The organism is Clostridium sp. Marseille-Q7071, from assembly GCF_965112025.1.
In genome coordinates, this window is record NZ_CBCOPR010000001.1 from 2,740,823 (window position 1) to 2,756,725 (window position 15,903).

Genomic DNA, 15,903 nt, shown 5'->3' on the forward strand with positions numbered 1-15,903 from the left:
TAATTTATATAATATTTCTGATAGCCTAGCTATCAGAAATATTATTTTACTCTAGGGGGAACAACTATGGCGTTAGAATTTATAATTATATTTTTAGGCATGATTTTAGATAGATTATCTAAAATATGGGCACTAAAAGTCTTAAAAAATAATGAAGGAATAGAGATAATAAAAAATCTACTTTCCTTTGAGTATTTAGAAAATAGAGGAGCAGCTTTTGGAATGCTTCAAAATAAGTTATGGTTTTTAGTAATTACTACTTTTTTAGTTGTAGGAGTTATATTATTTTATCTAATTAAATATAAGCCTAAATCTCTTTTAACAAGAATAAGCTTTGCTATGATAATATCAGGAGCTATAGGTAATTTTTATGATAGAGTAATTTATAAATATGTTGTGGATTTTATTTTGGTACATTATAAAGATGTTTACCATTTTCCAACATTTAATGTAGCAGATATATTTGTAACTTTAGGTACAATAGGTCTAGTAATTTGTATAATAAGGAACGAAGTTTAATGAAAATAGAAGAATTAGAAGTAAAAGAAGATGATATAAATAAAAGATTAGATGTATTTATCTCAGAGAAACTAGAAGATAAATCTCGTTCTTACGTTCAAGGGTTAATTGAAGAAGCAAAGGTTAAGGTTAATGAAAAACTAAAAAAAAGTAATTATAAGCTTAAGTTAAATGATTTAGTTATTGTGGAGGTTCCAGAAGTTACGACTTTAGAGATAGAAAAGGAGGATATACCTCTTGATATTCTTTATGAAGATAATGATATTATAGTAATAAATAAACCTCAAGATATGGTAGTACATCCAGCGCCAGGAAATTATAGTGGCACTTTGGTAAACGCATTATTATATCATTGTAATGATTTGTCAGGAATTAATGGAGTTGTAAGGCCAGGTATAGTACATCGTATTGATAAAGATACTTCAGGAATTCTAGTTATAGCTAAAAATGATAATGCTCATAGTAAACTAGCAGAACAACTTAAGGAACATAGTATGACAAGAACATATTATGCCTTAGTGGAAGGTAGGTTAAAAGAAGATAGTGGTACTATAAATGCTCCAATAGGAAGACATCCTATGGAAAGAATTAAAATGGCAGTGGTAAAAAATAATGGCAAGGAAGCCATAACTCATTATAAGGTTTTAGAAAGATTTAATCATTATACTTTGGTGAAGTGTAATTTAGAAACAGGTAGAACACATCAGATTAGAGTACATATGGCTTATATAGGTCACCCATTAGTAGGGGATATAGTATATGGATTTAAGAAACAAAAGTTTAAATCACAAGGACAAGTATTACATGCTAAAGAATTAGGATTTATACATCCTACTACAAATGAATATATGAAATTTACTTCAAATATACCAAAATATTTTGAGGATTTACTTGAAAATTTAAGAAAAAGTGATATATAAGGAGTGGTTATTGTGGAATTTAAATCTGTATTATTAGATAAGACAGCAATAAAAAGAACTTTGACAAGAATAGCTCATGAAATAATTGAGAAAAATAAAGGAATTGATAATCTAGTATTGGTGGGTATAAAAAGTAGAGGAGTACCTATAGCTGAAAGACTTGCAGATTTAATTGAAGTTTTTGAAGGAAAGAGGTTAGAAGTTGGTAGCGTAGATGTAACCTTATATAGAGATGATCTAACAACAATTTCGCCAGAACCTAGATTAAATGATAAAAATATAAATGTACCTATTGAAGGTAAAAAAATAATATTGGTTGATGATGTTTTATATACAGGAAGAACTGCAAGAGCTGCTATTGATGCTATAATTGATTTAGGACGTCCTGAAATGATTCAATTGGCAGTTTTAGTAGATAGAGGTCATAGAGAACTACCAATAAGAGCAGATTATGTTGGTAAGAATATACCTACCTCAAGGAAAGAAATCATCTCTGTTATGATTGAGGAAATTGATGGAGAGGATTCAGTAAAAATTTTAGAAAGCTAGGAGAAAAACGTATGATGTATACAATTGTTGCTACTACTACCTTTGGATTAGAAGCCATAACTGCTAAAGAGCTTAAAGAATTAGGATATGAAGATTTAAAGGTGGAAAATGGGAAAGTAACTTTTGAAGGAGATGAAATGGATATTGCTATTTGTAATATTCATCTTAGAACTGCTGAAAGAGTATTTATTAAAATGGCAGAATTTAAGGCAACAACCTTTGAAGAACTTTTTCAAGGGACTTTAAAGGTAAACTGGGGAGATTTAATACCTCAAGATGGAAAAATGCATGTAATAGGAAAATCAGTTAAGTCTACTCTTTTTAGCGTGCCAGACTGTCAAAGCATTGTTAAAAAGGCAATAGTAGAAAAAATGAAAGAAAAGTACAATACTAATTGGTTTAGTGAAGATGGACCAATTTATAAAATAGAAATAGCTCTGTTAAAAGATTTAGCTACACTTTCAATAGACACTTCAGGAGCAGGGTTACATAAAAGAGGATATAGAGAAAACGCAGGATCAGCACCACTTAAGGAAACTTTAGCTGCTGCAATGGTTTTATTAAGTAAATATGATGGATCAAGAATTTTAGCAGATCCTTTCTGTGGATCAGGAACTATTGCAATAGAAGCAGCTATGATTGCTAGAAATATTGCACCAGGCGTAAATAGAAAATTTGAAAGTGAGAACTGGCCTAATTTTGATAAAGAAATTTGGGATCAAGTTAGGCAAGGTGCAAAAAAAGCGGAAAATAATAGCGAACTTGAAATTTTAGCTTCAGATATAGATGGTAGAGTATTGAGAACAGCTATGAATAATGCGATTAAAGCTGGGGTAGATGATAATATAAAGTTCCAAAAAATTCCTATGCAAAGCTTTAGCTCAAAGAAAAAACGTGGAATAATAATTACTAATCCGCCTTATGGTGAAAGACTTTTAAAAGAAGATGAAGTTAAAGATTTATATATGGACTTTTCCAAGGTATATAATAACTTAGATGACTGGTCCTGTTACATACTTACTTCCTATGAAGACTTCCAAAAATGTTTTGGAAAAAAAGCGGATAAAAACAGAAAACTATATAATGGAAGATTATTATGCTATTATTATCAATACAACATATAAAAAAGTGGTGATTAAATATCACCACTTTTTTATATGTTACTTTAAAAGTTAACTTATATATGAATATAATTACCATTTTGGTATTTCAATTATTATGCTGAAAGATACCAATCATTTCTATCTATATATTAAATTTAGAGTTGGTATATTTATTCTATGCTTTTTAAATTTAATTGTTTTGGTGTTACATATAAAGTTTTGTTAGTATAGTAAATAACCATACCTGGTTTAGCACCAGAGATTTTCTTTACATTTTTTACTTCTGTATAATCTACAGGTACATTAGAAGAATTTTTAGCTTTGCTGTATAGAGCAGCTAAAGTTGCAGCTTCTAAAAGAGTATTTTCAGTTATATTACCATTATTTTTAATAATCACATGGGAACCAGGAATATTTTTAGTATGAAGCCATATATCATTTTTATTTGCAAACTTTAGTGTTAAATAATCATTTTGCATGTTATTTTTTCCTATATAAATATCTACATTATCACTAGATATAAAGTGCATAGGTTTTGAAATTTTACTTTTTTTACCCTTATGTGCTTTTTTAAAAGCAATATATCCGGTTTCCACTAATTCATTTTTAATATCTTCAATTTCAGTGTAATTATCTGCATTATGTATATGTGATAATACAGATTGAAGATACTCCTGTTCTTCTAATGCAAGTTTTATTTGAATTTTTGCATTTTCTTCAGATTTTTTTAATTTATTATATTTTTTAAAATAATTTTGAATATTTTCAGAAGGAGTTTTATGCTCATCTAACTCTATATTAATGTATTCATTATCTTCACTATAATAATTTAATACATTAATAAATCTATCTCCTTTTTTAATTGCATAAATATTTGCAGTTAAAAGCTCTCCATATAAATTAAGCTGTTGTTTTTCTTTACAATTTTCTAAAGTTTCATTTAATATATTTATTTTTTTGCTAACTCTATCTAAGTTGTTGTTAACAATTTTTTGTAGATTATAACTTCTAGCATTTAATCTATCAACTTTATCTTTCTCAAAATAAAAATCTTCTATAAGTCTTGAAGGTGACTCATATTCATTTAAGTTAAAACCATTATCTAAAAGCTCTTTGAAGGTTATACAATGAAAATCTTTAAGTACTCCACCCATATCATAGGAACCTAAAGCATAGATATTAGTTTCGATATAATTGAAAAATACTAATATATATTTATATATTTCTTCTAAATTATTTATAGTAAATTCAATATTATTTTCTTTCAAGCGATAAATCATCTCAGAGGAAAGGGCAGGACTTACACCAGTAAAAATATTAGTAAAAAATTTCTTATCAAAATCTTTATCCATATAGCTTTCTTTAACTTTATCTATAAACTTCTCTTTTGTAAAATCAAAGGCATTTAGTTTTGTAGAAGCTGGAGGATATTTATATTCTACTCCTGAATACAGTACTCTATATGTGTTGATATCTGGAGTAATGTGTTTAATACTATCCATTACAATATTGTCTCTTTGTCTTACTAAGCTTATATTACTGTGTCTTCCCATTATCTCTACAATAAGACTATATATACTATTAAAGCCTAGCTCATCTGTACTTTCAAAATCTAAAATAACAATTCTATCACTTTCAATTTGTCTTATATCAACTAATACTGCAGTATTTAAATATTTCCTAAGTACCATACAGAACATAGGTGCTTTTAAGGGATTTTCTTTTGAATTATTAGTTATTTGTATTCTTGGATAATTAGAACTAGCACTTATAAGCAGCTTTTGAGCTTTTCTACCTTTCTTAAAAGTTAAGGTTATTTCATCTTTTTCTGGTTGATTTATTTTTTCTACTCTTGCATTTACAAATTCCACTTTAAGTTCGTGAAGTATGCTGTGTAGATAAATTCCATCTAATGCCATATACATCTTCCTTTCTATATGGAATTTTTTCAATTATGTATAGTATAACATTAATGTTAAACATTGAAAATATAATATATTTTTCTATAATTTATGATAAAATAATATTATAGATTAAAAAAGAAATTTATAGATTTTAAATGATTTGATTTTAATACTTTAGTAAAAACTTATAAAAGGTGGTAGTGAGTTTGAGTTTAAATTTTACAAAGATGCAGGGAGCAGGAAATGATTTTATAGTTTTTGAGGATTTTGAAAATAAGTATGCGGATTTAGAAGCTTTGGCTAAAAGGTTTTGTGATAGACATTTTGGAATTGGTGGAGATGGAATATTAGTAGCTAGAAAAAATGACATTTGTGATATAGAGATGATAATAATAAATGCTGATGGTTCTTACGCTTCAATGTGTGGTAATGGAATAAGGTGTTTTGCTAAATTTGTTTATGAAAGTGGATATGTAAATAGTACGAGGATAAAAATTCAAACAGGAGATGGTATTAAAGAAGCATTACTTACTGTAGTAAATGATAAAGTTAGTGAAGTTACAATAAATATGGGATTGCCATCTTTTAATCCTTCAGATTATTATGGAAACAGTAAAGTGGAAATCATAAATAAGGTAATTAATATAAACAATAAAGACTATAATATTACTTCCATGTTAATGGGAGTCCCTCACACCATAATTATAGATGAGCTTAATAAATATGATGTGGAAGAAGGAAAGGATATAGAAAAATTTAATTTATTCTCCAAAGGAACCAATGTTAATTTCTGTGAAGTTAAAAGTAGAAATCATATAATAGTTAAAACCTGGGAAAGAGGTGCAGGTGCTACTCTAGCTTGTGGAACAGGAAGCTGTGCGTCAGTGGTTGCTTGTAATAAGTTAGACTTAGTAGATAATATAGTTAAGGTAACTATACCTGGTGGAGAACTTACCATTGAAATAACTAGTAGTGGAATTATGATGACAGGACTAGCAGAGGTTATATTTACAGGTAGAATATAAAATATTTATAGAAAAGCCAAATTTGGCTTTTCTTTTTTTGCATAAAATTTGTTACAAGGTAGTTATTTACAAAAAATTCATAATTTCATAGAGTAAAATTTAGATTTAGGGACAACATTAAAAGTAAGAAATGACAAAAAGTAGGTGATTTTACATGGAAGAATGCTTTTTAGATTTAAAAAATACAAACATTAATATTGATTTGATTAATATCCTTCCTAAAGAATTTGCACTAAAGTATAAATTGATTCCCTATAAGTTAGAGAAAGATACACTTTATATAGCTTCTAGTAAAGAATTACATCCATCAATAATAGAAGAATTGAGATTCATTACTTTTAAAAACATAAAACAAAGTATAGCAGATATAGAAAGTATATTAAATTTAATCAACTATTATTATGATAAAGAAAAAGCACAAAAAACACTAAAAATGCTTAAAAAAAATAATATTATTAAACTTACGGATAAAGAGGAAGATGCTCCAGCAGTAGTTATATTAGATTCTATAATAAAAGAAGCGATAAATAAAAAAGCTAGTGATATACATCTAGAACCTTTTAAAAACAGGGTAATAGTAAGAATAAGAATCAATGGAGACTTAATAAAAATAGAAGAATTTCCTATGGCGATATATGAAAATATTACTTATAGAATAAAAATTATTTCTAATATGGATATAAGTCAAAAATTATTACCACAGGATGGAAAAATAAGCTTTATTACAAATCATATTAATTATGATTTAAGAGTAGCTTCATTACCTACAATAAATGGAGAAAAGTTTGTAATTAGAATACTGTATAAAAATGATGAAATATATAATCTTAATAGTTTGGGATTTAATGAAGAAGATAATAAAATGCTAAAAAAAATATTAAAGTCCAATAATGGAATGATATTGTTAACAGGCCCTACTGGTAGTGGTAAAACAACTACTTTGTATTCTATGTTATTAGAAATAAATAGGGATAATAAAAACGTAGTAACTGTTGAAAATCCTGTAGAGTACGAAGTTGAGAAAGTAAATCAAGTAAATATTAATAATAGTTCAGGATTAACTTTTAGTAAATCACTAAGGACTATACTTCGTCAAGATCCAGATATTATTATGGTAGGAGAAATAATTGATGAAGAAACAGCACAAATTGCAATAACATCTTCTCTTACAGGTCATTTAATTTTATCTACGCTACATTGTAATGACACTGCTAGTTCTATTATTAGATTAGTAGATATGAAGATACCTAAGTATCTAGTTGTAGATTCTTTAGTAGCAGTAATTTCTCAAAGGTTAGTTAGAAAAATATGTAGTAATTGTAAGAGTACCTATAATCCAACTATGGAGGAAAAGGAAGATTTAAATTTAGAGAAGCAAGACAAACTTTTCAAAGGTGTAGGTTGTGAAAAATGCAATTATACAGGATACAGGGAAAGACAGATGGTGTATGAAATGATAGTTATTACAGAGGAACATAAAAGATTAATAATTAATTTTAATGATGTTAGTGAACTTAGAAAGTATAGTTTTAACAGAGGTAATAAATGTTTACAAGAAAAGCTTAAGGCTTTAGTAATAGATGGAATAACTACTTATGAAGAATATGTAGCTAATTTACAAGTAATTATTTAAGTATTAATGAGGTTGTATATGAAATATAGATTTGTTGCTAAAGATATAAATAATAATACTGTTAGAGGATATGAATTTGGAGAAAATAATATAGATTTTTTAAGAAAGCTTAAAAATAAGAGATTATTTTGTATTAAATATTTTGAAGTGAAAGATTTACCAATAAATCTTATTACACTGGTTTCCTACAAAGATATTGCGATGTTTTGCAAACATATGGCAATATCATTAAAATCTGGAATGAATTTTATAGATGTTTTAAATTTACTAATTTATAAAACTTCAAATAAAAGTTTAAAAAAGAGTTTAAAAGAAATAAAGCAGGATATAGAAAGAGGAAATAGTTTATACAATGCAATGAAAAATTACCCTAAAATTTATCCTAAGTTACTTATAAATATGGTCAGATTAGGGCAGGAAAGTGGAAATTTAGATGAAGTTTTTAATAATATGCATGATTATTATTTAAGCAGATATAAAATTAAAAAGAAAATATTATCTTCCCTAACTTATCCATCTATAGTTCTTATTTTAGGAATAATTGTACAATTATTTTTTATGACAAGATTATTACCTCAATTTGTAAGCCAATTTGAAGTTAGTAATGCTAACTTACCTAATATTACAATGTTTTATTTAAAATTAAGCAATTTTTTAATAGGACATAAGCTCATATTATTACTTTTATTTTTTATTGTTGGAATTACCCTAATATTAAAAAGGAACTATATATTTAAAAATAAAGTTATATCAAAACTAATTATAAATATACCTTTTGTAAGAACTATTACGATAAGAAGATTTCAAGAAAGTTTTAGTAGTAGTATGTATCTTCTTATACAAAGTGGAATAAACCTAGTAAAAGTTTATGAAATAGCAATTAGTTGTATTGATAATAACTATTTAAAAGAAAGATTAAATAATTCATTAAAAATTTTAAAATTAGGTAATAGCTTGAGCAATAGTATAAGTAGTGCTGGAGTCTTTCCTGATTTTTATATTAATATCATTTCAATAGGAGAGGAAAGCGGAAATTTAAATCAAAGCTTTAGAACCTTGAAAGATATATTAGATGATGAAATAAATGATTTTTTAGATAGATTAGTTTCTATAACTCAGCCAATAGCTATAATTTTAGTAGGACTATTAATAGGATCTGCTATAGTAGCTATGTTATTACCGATGTTTACTCTATTAGAAAGTGCAGTATAAATGAGGAGTTTCTATGAAAAAAGGCTTTTTATTAATTGAATTTATATTGGTTATAGGAATTATTTCTATAATATTGTCCATAGGTATGATATCTTTTAAATTTTTTAAGAACTATGAAAACCAAATAGCAGTTGAACACTATAGTAATGAAGTAGTAAGCTTTATTAATTACAGTAGGAGCTATAGTAGAAAAGAATATAATGACGTAATTATATATATTGATAGAGAAAGAAATGAAATCTCCTCTTATTGTAAAACTAAATTAATAACTAAGCTAAAGCTACCACAAAATATTAGAATATCTTATTTTAATCAAGATTCTATTAAAATAAATAAGTTTGGATATAGTGGAAGTGCATTTACACTAGAACTTACAGATAATAGTGGTGACATAAATACAATTACAATGTTGGTGGGAACAAATTATGTTAGTATCAAAAAATAAAAATGGATTTATCTTATTAGAATTAGTTGTTTCAATGACTTTACTACTTTTAATATGTACTGCAGTTTTTCAAACTATTATAGTGAATAATAAAGTCTCTAATGTTAATAGAGAAAAAAGTGAAACAGTTAAAATGATATATGAAATAGAAAAAATAATTCTATATAATTCTAACTATGAAGAACTTATAAGTATTTTAGATAAAGAAGTATATATTACTAAAGATAAGTTACAGAATCATTATGAAGGCAATCTCATAGATATTCTTCAATATAATAATCCTAAAGATGAGCAATACATATGCTTAAAAATTGGGATTAATGAAGAACTAGTAAAAATAACATTAATGGGATATTTTAAGGAAGGTGAAATACCTATTGAATACACTTTTTACAAAGGGAATTATTAAAAAGAGTAGAGGGCATGGTTTATTAGAATTAATTGTTGCAGTAACTATAATAACTATTGTACTTTCAGGGCTCACATCATCATTTGTTAGTATGAATAAATTTTTTCATAAAGATATAAAGGAAATGAGAGAAAAAATTGATTTGGAAGAAGCATTATACTTTATAGAAAATCAAATTCATAATCAAAGTAGAGATGTGAAAGTTATGGAAGATGTGGTGATTTTATATATGAAAAATGATCCTATAATTAAGGCGATAAAACTTATAGATAATAATTTATATATGCTTAATGGATATGATAGCAATTTTCCTAAGGATAGTGGGTATAAAAATTATATAGTTAAAAATGTAAAAAAATTTCATATAAAAGTTGTAGATAGACTTTTATATTTAGAGTTAGAAGGCATAAATGGAGTGAGAGTTAGAGGATGTTATTTAATAAGAAATTAAAGAAAAAAGGGGTTATGTTAATTCCTGTTATAATTATAGGAAGTATAATCATTGCTTTGAGCAGCTATATTTTTCAGAGAAAAATGCTAAATTTACAGTATGAAAATAATAATAATAATTACCTATTAAGAGAAAAGATAGATGAAAAATATAGAGAGATTTTATTAACTAAATTATCACTTTATTTAAAGTCTAATGATATAGAAGATTTCTCATCAGTTGATATAACTTTTCAAAATTCATATGTAAAATATGATAAACAATATAATTGTTTTATTTTAACTATTCCTTATAAAGGAAGACAGTTTAAAGAAGAATATTATGCTTTAGATGAGAAAACTGGAAAAGATTCTTTTAAATATATAAAAACTATTATTATAGAGAGGTGATAACTATATTTAATAATAAGTTAATCATTTATGGTAATAATGAAGAAGCAAAGGCAATAGAAGTTAAAAAAACTATACTTAATAATATAAAATTTAATAAAGAATATAGTAATGAACAAATTAAAAGTATAAGTTTAAAAAATAAAACTATTATGTTAGTAATTGAGGGAGAAGAGCTTTTCATTAAAACTATGAGTATACCTAAGGTAAGTAAAAGATATGTATACTATGTATTGAGAAATGAAATAACAGAACAATATGGAGAAAATGTGATGTTTTCTTATGAAATAATCAAAGAGGAGAAAACTTGTTATAATATCATCCTATATTGTTTTCATGAAAATAAATACTCTCTTTTAAAAAACTCTTCTATTTACAACTGTAATGGGTTAAGAATTAATTTTATACAAAACTATGTTAAAGACTTATATTTTAAAGAAATAGAAGATAAAAATTTTATTTTATTATTTAATTATAGAAATTACATATATTTATTAAAGGTGAAAAATAATATATTAACCTATAATAAAGTAATAAATTCATTAAATTTTACCTATGATGAAGTAAATGAAGCTATAAAAAGATTTATAGAGAAAAATAAAAAAGATTATAATATGTATTCTATAAACCTTAGTGAATATATACAGGATATCTATAATAGTATAGAACTATCGCCGCTTACTATGGAAAGAATATTGCAATATGTAATAATTAGGTGAATATATGAAAAAAAATAGGTTTATATCTAGTGGATACATAAGTGTAAGAGAGAAGAAAACAGACAATATAATAAAATTAGTTAGTATTATCCTATATGTTATTTTAATATTAAATTTATTTTTTCTTAAAATTAATATGGATAAAATACATAGTTATGAAATGTATAAAAAAGAAAATAAAAGCCTTATAGAGAAAGAAATTAAAAGAGAAATAGTAGCTATTGAAAAATTTAATGATTTGACTAAAAATTTAAATTTAGATAGCTTCCATATTAAATTTATTAATATCAATGAAGATTCTATTGAACTAGAAATATTTATTGAGGATAAAAAACATTATATAAACGCAGTAAAAATAATTGAAAGTAAATATAGTATTAAATATTTATCTCCTATAATTTATGAAAAGGAGAAGAAATATTTCAAGGTAGTATTATGAAGAGATTTAAATTGTTAAAACTTAATATATTAATAACAGTAACAGCTGTAATAGTAATTACTAATTTGTATTTATATAATTTTTATAGTAATATAACCAAAGAGGTAATTGGAGATTATAAATCAAAAGATGATAAAAAGAATTATGGATTTGTAGATGCTTTAGAAACAATATTATCTTATGAGAGTTTAAATATTGTTGAAATGAGCATGGATGGTGAACTATGTAGTTATAAAGTGAGCTTTAATGGTAGCTACAAAGAGTTTGTACCCATTGTTAATTATTTAAAAGGATTTCAATCTGTAGAATCCCTTAATAATATACTTATTATTCCTAATGAAAAAATTACTTTTGATATTACCTTTATTAAGAATAAATAATTATTATTTTAGGAGCATATAATGATAAAGGAATTAAATAAAAATATAATTTTTATTGGTATGAGTCTTAGTGGAAAAACTACTTTAGGATATGAAGTCAGTAAGAAGCTTTGCTACAATTTTATTGATACAGATAAGTTGATAGAAGAACGAGAAAATAATACCATAAATAATATTTTTCTTTTAAAGGGAGAGCAGTATTTTAGACAGTGTGAAAAAAATCTATTAAATGATTTAAAAAAAACTAAGAGAACTTTAATAAGCACAGGTGGTGGTTTTCCAATTTTCAATGACAACATGAAAACTTTAAAAGATATAGGGATAGTTATATTTTTAAAGGTAGACCTAGAACTTCTTATAAAGAGAGGAAAAAATACTGTGGATAGGCCCCTTTTAAAATGCGATTATGATAAGAAGTTTAAAAATATGTATAACGAAAGAATAGAAATATATAGTAAAGCACATATGACTATAGAGCTATCGGAGAATGAAGAAGAAAATATGGATTTAATAATAAATAATATAAGAAAATTTTAGAGATTTAAGCATGTTTAAAAATAGTTTAGTTATATTTTTCATTTTTAATTTCCACAGAAGAAACTTTATTATAAAAGTTGGAATACTATATAAATTAAACTTTTAACTAGGAAAACTATAATGTATTTTATTTCACATGTATTAATAAATTATATTAACAATTTTCTCAATTACAATTGCAAATAGTATTGAGTTTTGGTAAAATATTATTATTAGCGACTATGATAAGGTGGTTCAAAATATGAATATTTTAGTTGTAAATGGTCCCAATCTTAATTTGTTAGGCAATAGAGAAAAGAGCATTTATGGAGACTTAACATTACAACAAATTAATGAAGGAATTGAAAATAGATTTAAAGATGCCAACATAAATATTGATTTTTATCAAAGCAATTATGAGGGTGATATTATTTCTAAATTACATAGTGCTATAGATGTATATGATGGAGTAGTTATAAATCCTGGAGCATATTCTCATTATAGTATTGCTATTCTAGATGCCATAAGAGCCTATAATATTATTACTATTGAGGTTCATCTTAGCAATATTTACAAAAGGGAAGAGTATAGAAGAAATAGTGTTATAAGCGAAGGGTGTTATGGTGTCATAAGTGGATTTGGACATTATGGATATATTATGGCTATAGAAGCGATAATTAACACCTTGCAAAAATAAACTTAAAATTAAGTTTATTTTTTTGCCCTAAGGATTATAGATTTATTAAAATTAATGATTTAGAGGTCTATTTAGAAAAAACTATTTCATATGCATGTAATTTAAAAAATACCGTATTTTTTATATATACAGGTTATAAATTTAACGTATTTAAATAGATTTAGAGAGTTTGTTTTAATTTTTAGGACAATAAATTATCTGAGAAACACAGCTCTCACTAGCTTTGTATATAGCTATAAATTGGTATTAATTTATTTTAAATAGGTTATAATAAATATAATTAACAAATGTTTAACTATTTATATTAGGAGGTAACATTAATGATTTCAGCTGGAGATTTAAGAAAAGGAACGACTTTTGAAGAGGGTGGACAAGTTTTTACAGTTATAGAATTTTTACATGTAAAACCAGGTAAAGGTGCGGCTTTCGTTAGAGCAAAATTAAGAAACGTTTTAACTGGAGGAGTTACTGAAACAACTTTTAACCCAACTGCTAAATTACAAGAAGCAGTAATAGAAAGAAAAGAAATGCAATATTTATATTCTGATGGAGAATTATATTACTTCATGGATCAAGAAACTTTTGAACAAATTCCACTAAATTATGAAAAAGTTGAAGATGCTATAAAGTTCTTAAAAGAAAACATGTTTGCAATAATTAAGTTTTATAAAGGAGAAGCTTTCTCAGTAGAAGCTCCAAACTTTGTAGAATTAGTAATTACTCATACAGAACCAGCAGTTAAAGGAAATACTGCTACAAATGTTTTAAAACCTGCTACTGTAGAAACAGGAGCAATTGTTCAAGTACCATTATTTGTTAATGAAGGTGAAACTATAAGAGTAGATACAAGATCAGGCGAATATATGGAGAGAGTTTAATATTAAAATTATAAAGAGTCAATTTAGAAATATTCTAAATTGACTCTTTTATATTTGCATTCTAAAAATAACTAATCATTATTTTAATATACTATATCTTATATTAAAACACCAGATAGTACCACTATCTGGTTCTATTATTTTTTGATAGAAAATATTCCTAGAATTCTTGAACGATTATTTTATTTTAGATTCATTAAAAAATATAAATACTAGTAATAATTTGTCCACCATCTAAATAATAATGAAGTATGAAAGGGTGATAAAAATGGCAAAAGAAATACTAGATATATTACCTAAAAGTATTAGAGATCTTTTAGAGAGTACTGTAGATATAAATAAGCTACAGGAAATTAGATTAAAAGTGAATAGACCATTATATGTTTATTCTAATAATAATGAAAAATCTTTTCATTATAAAACATCTTTAGAAGAGATGAAATATGTTCTTCAAAAAATAAGCAATTATTCTATATATGCTTTTGAGGATGAAATTAAACAAGGGTATATAACTATAAAAGGTGGACATAGAGTTGGATTATGTGGAACGGTAGTGACAGAAAATAACATAATAAAAACTATAAAGAATATCGTTTCTGTAAATATAAGGGTTGCAAGAGAAGTAATAGATTGTTCTAAAGAAATATTACCTTATATGATAGAGGAAAATAATGTTTTAAACACTATAATTATATCTCCACCTAAATGTGGTAAAACAACTATCCTTAGAGATATATGTAGAGTGTTATCTACAGGAAGCAGTAGTTTAGAGCTTACAGGGAAAAATATAACTATTGTAGATGAAAGAAGTGAATTAGGAGCTTGTTATAATGGAATACCTCAAATGAATATTGGAGATAGAACAGATATTTTAGATAATTGTCCTAAAAGCCAAGGAATAATAATGGCAATTAGAAGTATGTCTCCACAGATAATAATTTGTGATGAAATAGGAACCTCAAGTGATATGGAAAGTATAATTGCAGCTTTAAATTCTGGAGTTAATTTAATCACTACAATTCATGGATTTGATGTGGAAGATTTATATAAGCGTCCAGTGTTTAGAGAAGTTATGGAAAATGGTGTATTTAAACGAGCAATAGTATTAAGTAATAGAAAAGGGGTAGGTACTATTGAATACGTATATGACTTTACAAAGAGAGGAGAAATAAGAGGTGATTACAAATGTTAAAATTAGTAGGTTCTTTTATGATTTTAATATCCGCTTCTCTTATCGGATATTTGCATGGTGAAAATCTTAAAAAAAGGGTCATACATTTAAGGGAATTAGAAGGAGCTATATATCATTTAAAAAATGAAATAAGTTATAGTCATGCATTGCTACAAGATGGACTTATAACTGTAGCGGAAAAGACAAAAAGTCCAGTAAATAAAGTTTTTTACAGTGTATCTAATATGTTAAGAAAACATGAGTGTGATAGTGTATATGAAGCTTTTATAAAATCCTTTGAGGATAATAAAGAAAGTTTAGAGTTAACTAAAGAAGATATAGGGATATTTCTAAGTTTGGCTAAGACTTTAGGGGAAATAAGTTTAGAAGGTCAGGAAGAAATGTTTAAGCTGACAATTATAAATTTAGAAAAAGCCATAAAAAATGCAGAGCAGTCCTTAGAGAAGAATTTAAAAATGTATAGATATTTAGGTTTTACTATAGGTGCTATGGTAGTAATAGTTCTTATTTAGGGGGATGAGAT

The 15,903-nt window shown here is 25.7% G+C and carries 20 protein-coding genes; 19 read left to right on the top strand and 1 reads right to left on the bottom strand.

Features of this window, described 5'->3' with window-relative positions; genetic code table 11:
- Window positions 1–66 precede the first annotated feature (66 nt).
- The 4 genes from lspA to ACWPW7_RS12850 are packed head-to-tail and all read left to right on the top strand — an operon-like array spanning window position 67 to window position 3,112.
- Window positions 67–519 (top strand): signal peptidase II, encoded by a 453-nt coding sequence (gene lspA, locus ACWPW7_RS12835; RefSeq protein WP_454053821.1) that lies wholly within the window; start codon window positions 67–69, stop codon window positions 517–519.
- A complete protein-coding gene (locus ACWPW7_RS12840; protein ID WP_454053822.1) occupies window positions 519–1,439 on the top strand; it encodes an RluA family pseudouridine synthase in 921 nt (306 codons plus the stop codon). The genes lspA and ACWPW7_RS12840 overlap by 1 nt, the downstream gene beginning before the upstream one ends.
- 12 nt (window positions 1,440–1,451) lie before the next feature.
- On the top strand, window positions 1,452–1,988 hold the full coding sequence (gene pyrR, locus ACWPW7_RS12845) for a bifunctional pyr operon transcriptional regulator/uracil phosphoribosyltransferase PyrR (RefSeq protein WP_291562027.1): 537 nt from the start codon (window positions 1,452–1,454) through the stop codon (window positions 1,986–1,988).
- A gap of 11 nt (window positions 1,989–1,999) precedes the next feature.
- The gene (locus ACWPW7_RS12850; RefSeq protein ID WP_291562029.1) at window positions 2,000–3,112 is read left to right on the top strand and encodes a THUMP domain-containing class I SAM-dependent RNA methyltransferase; all 1,113 of its coding nucleotides are present in this window, start codon (window positions 2,000–2,002) and stop codon (window positions 3,110–3,112) included.
- 149 nt (window positions 3,113–3,261) lie between these two features.
- Here the strand turns inward: ACWPW7_RS12850 and ACWPW7_RS12855 are convergent, their stop codons facing one another.
- Window positions 3,262–5,010, bottom strand: a complete 1,749-nt coding sequence (locus ACWPW7_RS12855) for an Rqc2 family fibronectin-binding protein (protein ID WP_454053823.1) — start codon at window positions 5,008–5,010, stop codon at window positions 3,262–3,264.
- 212 nt (window positions 5,011–5,222) lie between these two features.
- On the opposite strand from ACWPW7_RS12855, the gene dapF reads away from it, so the two are divergent.
- The 15 genes from dapF to spoIIIAB all read left to right on the top strand — a co-directional run bounded on the left by dapF (window position 5,223) and on the right by spoIIIAB (window position 15,892).
- Window positions 5,223–6,020 carry a diaminopimelate epimerase gene (gene dapF, locus ACWPW7_RS12860; protein WP_454055506.1) on the top strand — a complete coding sequence of 266 codons (798 nt, stop codon included), beginning with the start codon at window positions 5,223–5,225 and terminating at the stop codon, window positions 6,018–6,020.
- 154 nt (window positions 6,021–6,174) lie between these two features.
- Window positions 6,175–7,653: a GspE/PulE family protein gene (locus ACWPW7_RS12865; protein WP_454053824.1), complete on the top strand. Its 1,479-nt coding sequence runs from the start codon at window positions 6,175–6,177 to the stop codon at window positions 7,651–7,653.
- An 18-nt stretch (window positions 7,654–7,671) separates the two neighbouring features.
- Window positions 7,672–8,865, top strand: a complete 1,194-nt coding sequence (locus ACWPW7_RS12870) for a type II secretion system F family protein (protein ID WP_454053825.1) — start codon at window positions 7,672–7,674, stop codon at window positions 8,863–8,865.
- 13 nt (window positions 8,866–8,878) lie between these two features.
- Window positions 8,879–9,310, top strand: a complete 432-nt coding sequence (locus tag ACWPW7_RS12875) for a hypothetical protein (protein WP_291562040.1) — start codon at window positions 8,879–8,881, stop codon at window positions 9,308–9,310.
- A complete protein-coding gene (locus ACWPW7_RS12880) occupies window positions 9,291–9,719 on the top strand; it encodes a prepilin-type N-terminal cleavage/methylation domain-containing protein (protein ID WP_454053826.1) in 429 nt (142 codons plus the stop codon). Before ACWPW7_RS12875 ends, ACWPW7_RS12880 begins: the two co-directional genes overlap by 20 nt.
- Window positions 9,688–10,170, top strand: a complete 483-nt coding sequence (locus tag ACWPW7_RS12885; protein WP_454053827.1) for a type IV pilus modification PilV family protein — start codon at window positions 9,688–9,690, stop codon at window positions 10,168–10,170. Before ACWPW7_RS12880 ends, ACWPW7_RS12885 begins: the two co-directional genes overlap by 32 nt.
- Window positions 10,149–10,559 carry a hypothetical protein gene (locus tag ACWPW7_RS12890; protein ID WP_454053828.1) on the top strand — a complete coding sequence of 137 codons (411 nt, stop codon included), beginning with the start codon at window positions 10,149–10,151 and terminating at the stop codon, window positions 10,557–10,559. Before ACWPW7_RS12885 ends, ACWPW7_RS12890 begins: the two co-directional genes overlap by 22 nt.
- Window positions 10,556–11,278 carry a hypothetical protein gene (locus tag ACWPW7_RS12895; protein ID WP_454053829.1) on the top strand — a complete coding sequence of 241 codons (723 nt, stop codon included), beginning with the start codon at window positions 10,556–10,558 and terminating at the stop codon, window positions 11,276–11,278. Before ACWPW7_RS12890 ends, ACWPW7_RS12895 begins: the two co-directional genes overlap by 4 nt.
- A gap of 4 nt (window positions 11,279–11,282) precedes the next feature.
- Window positions 11,283–11,717 (top strand): hypothetical protein, encoded by a 435-nt coding sequence (locus tag ACWPW7_RS12900; RefSeq protein WP_454053830.1) that lies wholly within the window; start codon window positions 11,283–11,285, stop codon window positions 11,715–11,717.
- Window positions 11,714–12,097 carry a hypothetical protein gene (locus tag ACWPW7_RS12905; RefSeq protein WP_291562056.1) on the top strand — a complete coding sequence of 128 codons (384 nt, stop codon included), beginning with the start codon at window positions 11,714–11,716 and terminating at the stop codon, window positions 12,095–12,097. The genes ACWPW7_RS12900 and ACWPW7_RS12905 overlap by 4 nt, the downstream gene beginning before the upstream one ends.
- Window positions 12,098–12,118: 21 nt before the next feature.
- Window positions 12,119–12,634, top strand: a complete 516-nt coding sequence (locus tag ACWPW7_RS12910; protein WP_454053831.1) for a shikimate kinase — start codon at window positions 12,119–12,121, stop codon at window positions 12,632–12,634.
- Between the two features lie 241 nt (window positions 12,635–12,875).
- A complete protein-coding gene (gene aroQ / locus ACWPW7_RS12915; RefSeq protein WP_454053832.1) occupies window positions 12,876–13,310 on the top strand; it encodes a type II 3-dehydroquinate dehydratase in 435 nt (144 codons plus the stop codon).
- Between the two features lie 320 nt (window positions 13,311–13,630).
- Complete coding sequence (gene efp / locus ACWPW7_RS12920) at window positions 13,631–14,188, top strand: elongation factor P (RefSeq protein ID WP_039632650.1); 558 nt, start codon at window positions 13,631–13,633, stop codon at window positions 14,186–14,188.
- A gap of 268 nt (window positions 14,189–14,456) precedes the next feature.
- Window positions 14,457–15,380, top strand: a complete 924-nt coding sequence (gene spoIIIAA, locus ACWPW7_RS12925) for a stage III sporulation protein AA (protein WP_454053833.1) — start codon at window positions 14,457–14,459, stop codon at window positions 15,378–15,380.
- Window positions 15,374–15,892: a stage III sporulation protein SpoIIIAB gene (spoIIIAB, locus tag ACWPW7_RS12930; RefSeq protein WP_454053834.1), complete on the top strand. Its 519-nt coding sequence runs from the start codon at window positions 15,374–15,376 to the stop codon at window positions 15,890–15,892. The genes spoIIIAA and spoIIIAB overlap by 7 nt, the downstream gene beginning before the upstream one ends.
- Window positions 15,893–15,903: the final 11 nt, after the last annotated feature.

Bases quoted from the DNA above. Each gene is read 5' to 3' on its own strand.
- ACWPW7_RS12855 (WP_454053823.1), bottom strand. From the start codon at position 5,010: ATGGCATTAGATGGAATTTATCTACACAGCATACTTCACGAACTTAAA.
- lspA (WP_454053821.1), top strand. From the start codon at position 67: ATGGCGTTAGAATTTATAATTATATTTTTAGGCATGATTTTAGATAGA.
- ACWPW7_RS12900 (WP_454053830.1), top strand. From the start codon at position 11,283: ATGAAAAAAAATAGGTTTATATCTAGTGGATACATAAGTGTAAGAGAG.
- ACWPW7_RS12850 (WP_291562029.1), top strand. From the start codon at position 2,000: ATGATGTATACAATTGTTGCTACTACTACCTTTGGATTAGAAGCCATA.
- ACWPW7_RS12865 (WP_454053824.1), top strand. From the start codon at position 6,175: ATGGAAGAATGCTTTTTAGATTTAAAAAATACAAACATTAATATTGAT.
- ACWPW7_RS12880 (WP_454053826.1), top strand. From the start codon at position 9,291: ATGTTAGTATCAAAAAATAAAAATGGATTTATCTTATTAGAATTAGTT.
- spoIIIAA (WP_454053833.1), top strand. From the start codon at position 14,457: ATGGCAAAAGAAATACTAGATATATTACCTAAAAGTATTAGAGATCTT.
- spoIIIAB (WP_454053834.1), top strand. From the start codon at position 15,374: ATGTTAAAATTAGTAGGTTCTTTTATGATTTTAATATCCGCTTCTCTT.
- ACWPW7_RS12910 (WP_454053831.1), top strand. From the start codon at position 12,119: ATGATAAAGGAATTAAATAAAAATATAATTTTTATTGGTATGAGTCTT.
- ACWPW7_RS12890 (WP_454053828.1), top strand. From the start codon at position 10,149: ATGTTATTTAATAAGAAATTAAAGAAAAAAGGGGTTATGTTAATTCCT.
- aroQ (WP_454053832.1), top strand. From the start codon at position 12,876: ATGAATATTTTAGTTGTAAATGGTCCCAATCTTAATTTGTTAGGCAAT.
- ACWPW7_RS12840 (WP_454053822.1), top strand. From the start codon at position 519: ATGAAAATAGAAGAATTAGAAGTAAAAGAAGATGATATAAATAAAAGA.
- dapF (WP_454055506.1), top strand. From the start codon at position 5,223: ATGCAGGGAGCAGGAAATGATTTTATAGTTTTTGAGGATTTTGAAAAT.
- ACWPW7_RS12870 (WP_454053825.1), top strand. From the start codon at position 7,672: ATGAAATATAGATTTGTTGCTAAAGATATAAATAATAATACTGTTAGA.
- efp (WP_039632650.1), top strand. From the start codon at position 13,631: ATGATTTCAGCTGGAGATTTAAGAAAAGGAACGACTTTTGAAGAGGGT.
- ACWPW7_RS12875 (WP_291562040.1), top strand. From the start codon at position 8,879: ATGAAAAAAGGCTTTTTATTAATTGAATTTATATTGGTTATAGGAATT.
- ACWPW7_RS12905 (WP_291562056.1), top strand. From the start codon at position 11,714: ATGAAGAGATTTAAATTGTTAAAACTTAATATATTAATAACAGTAACA.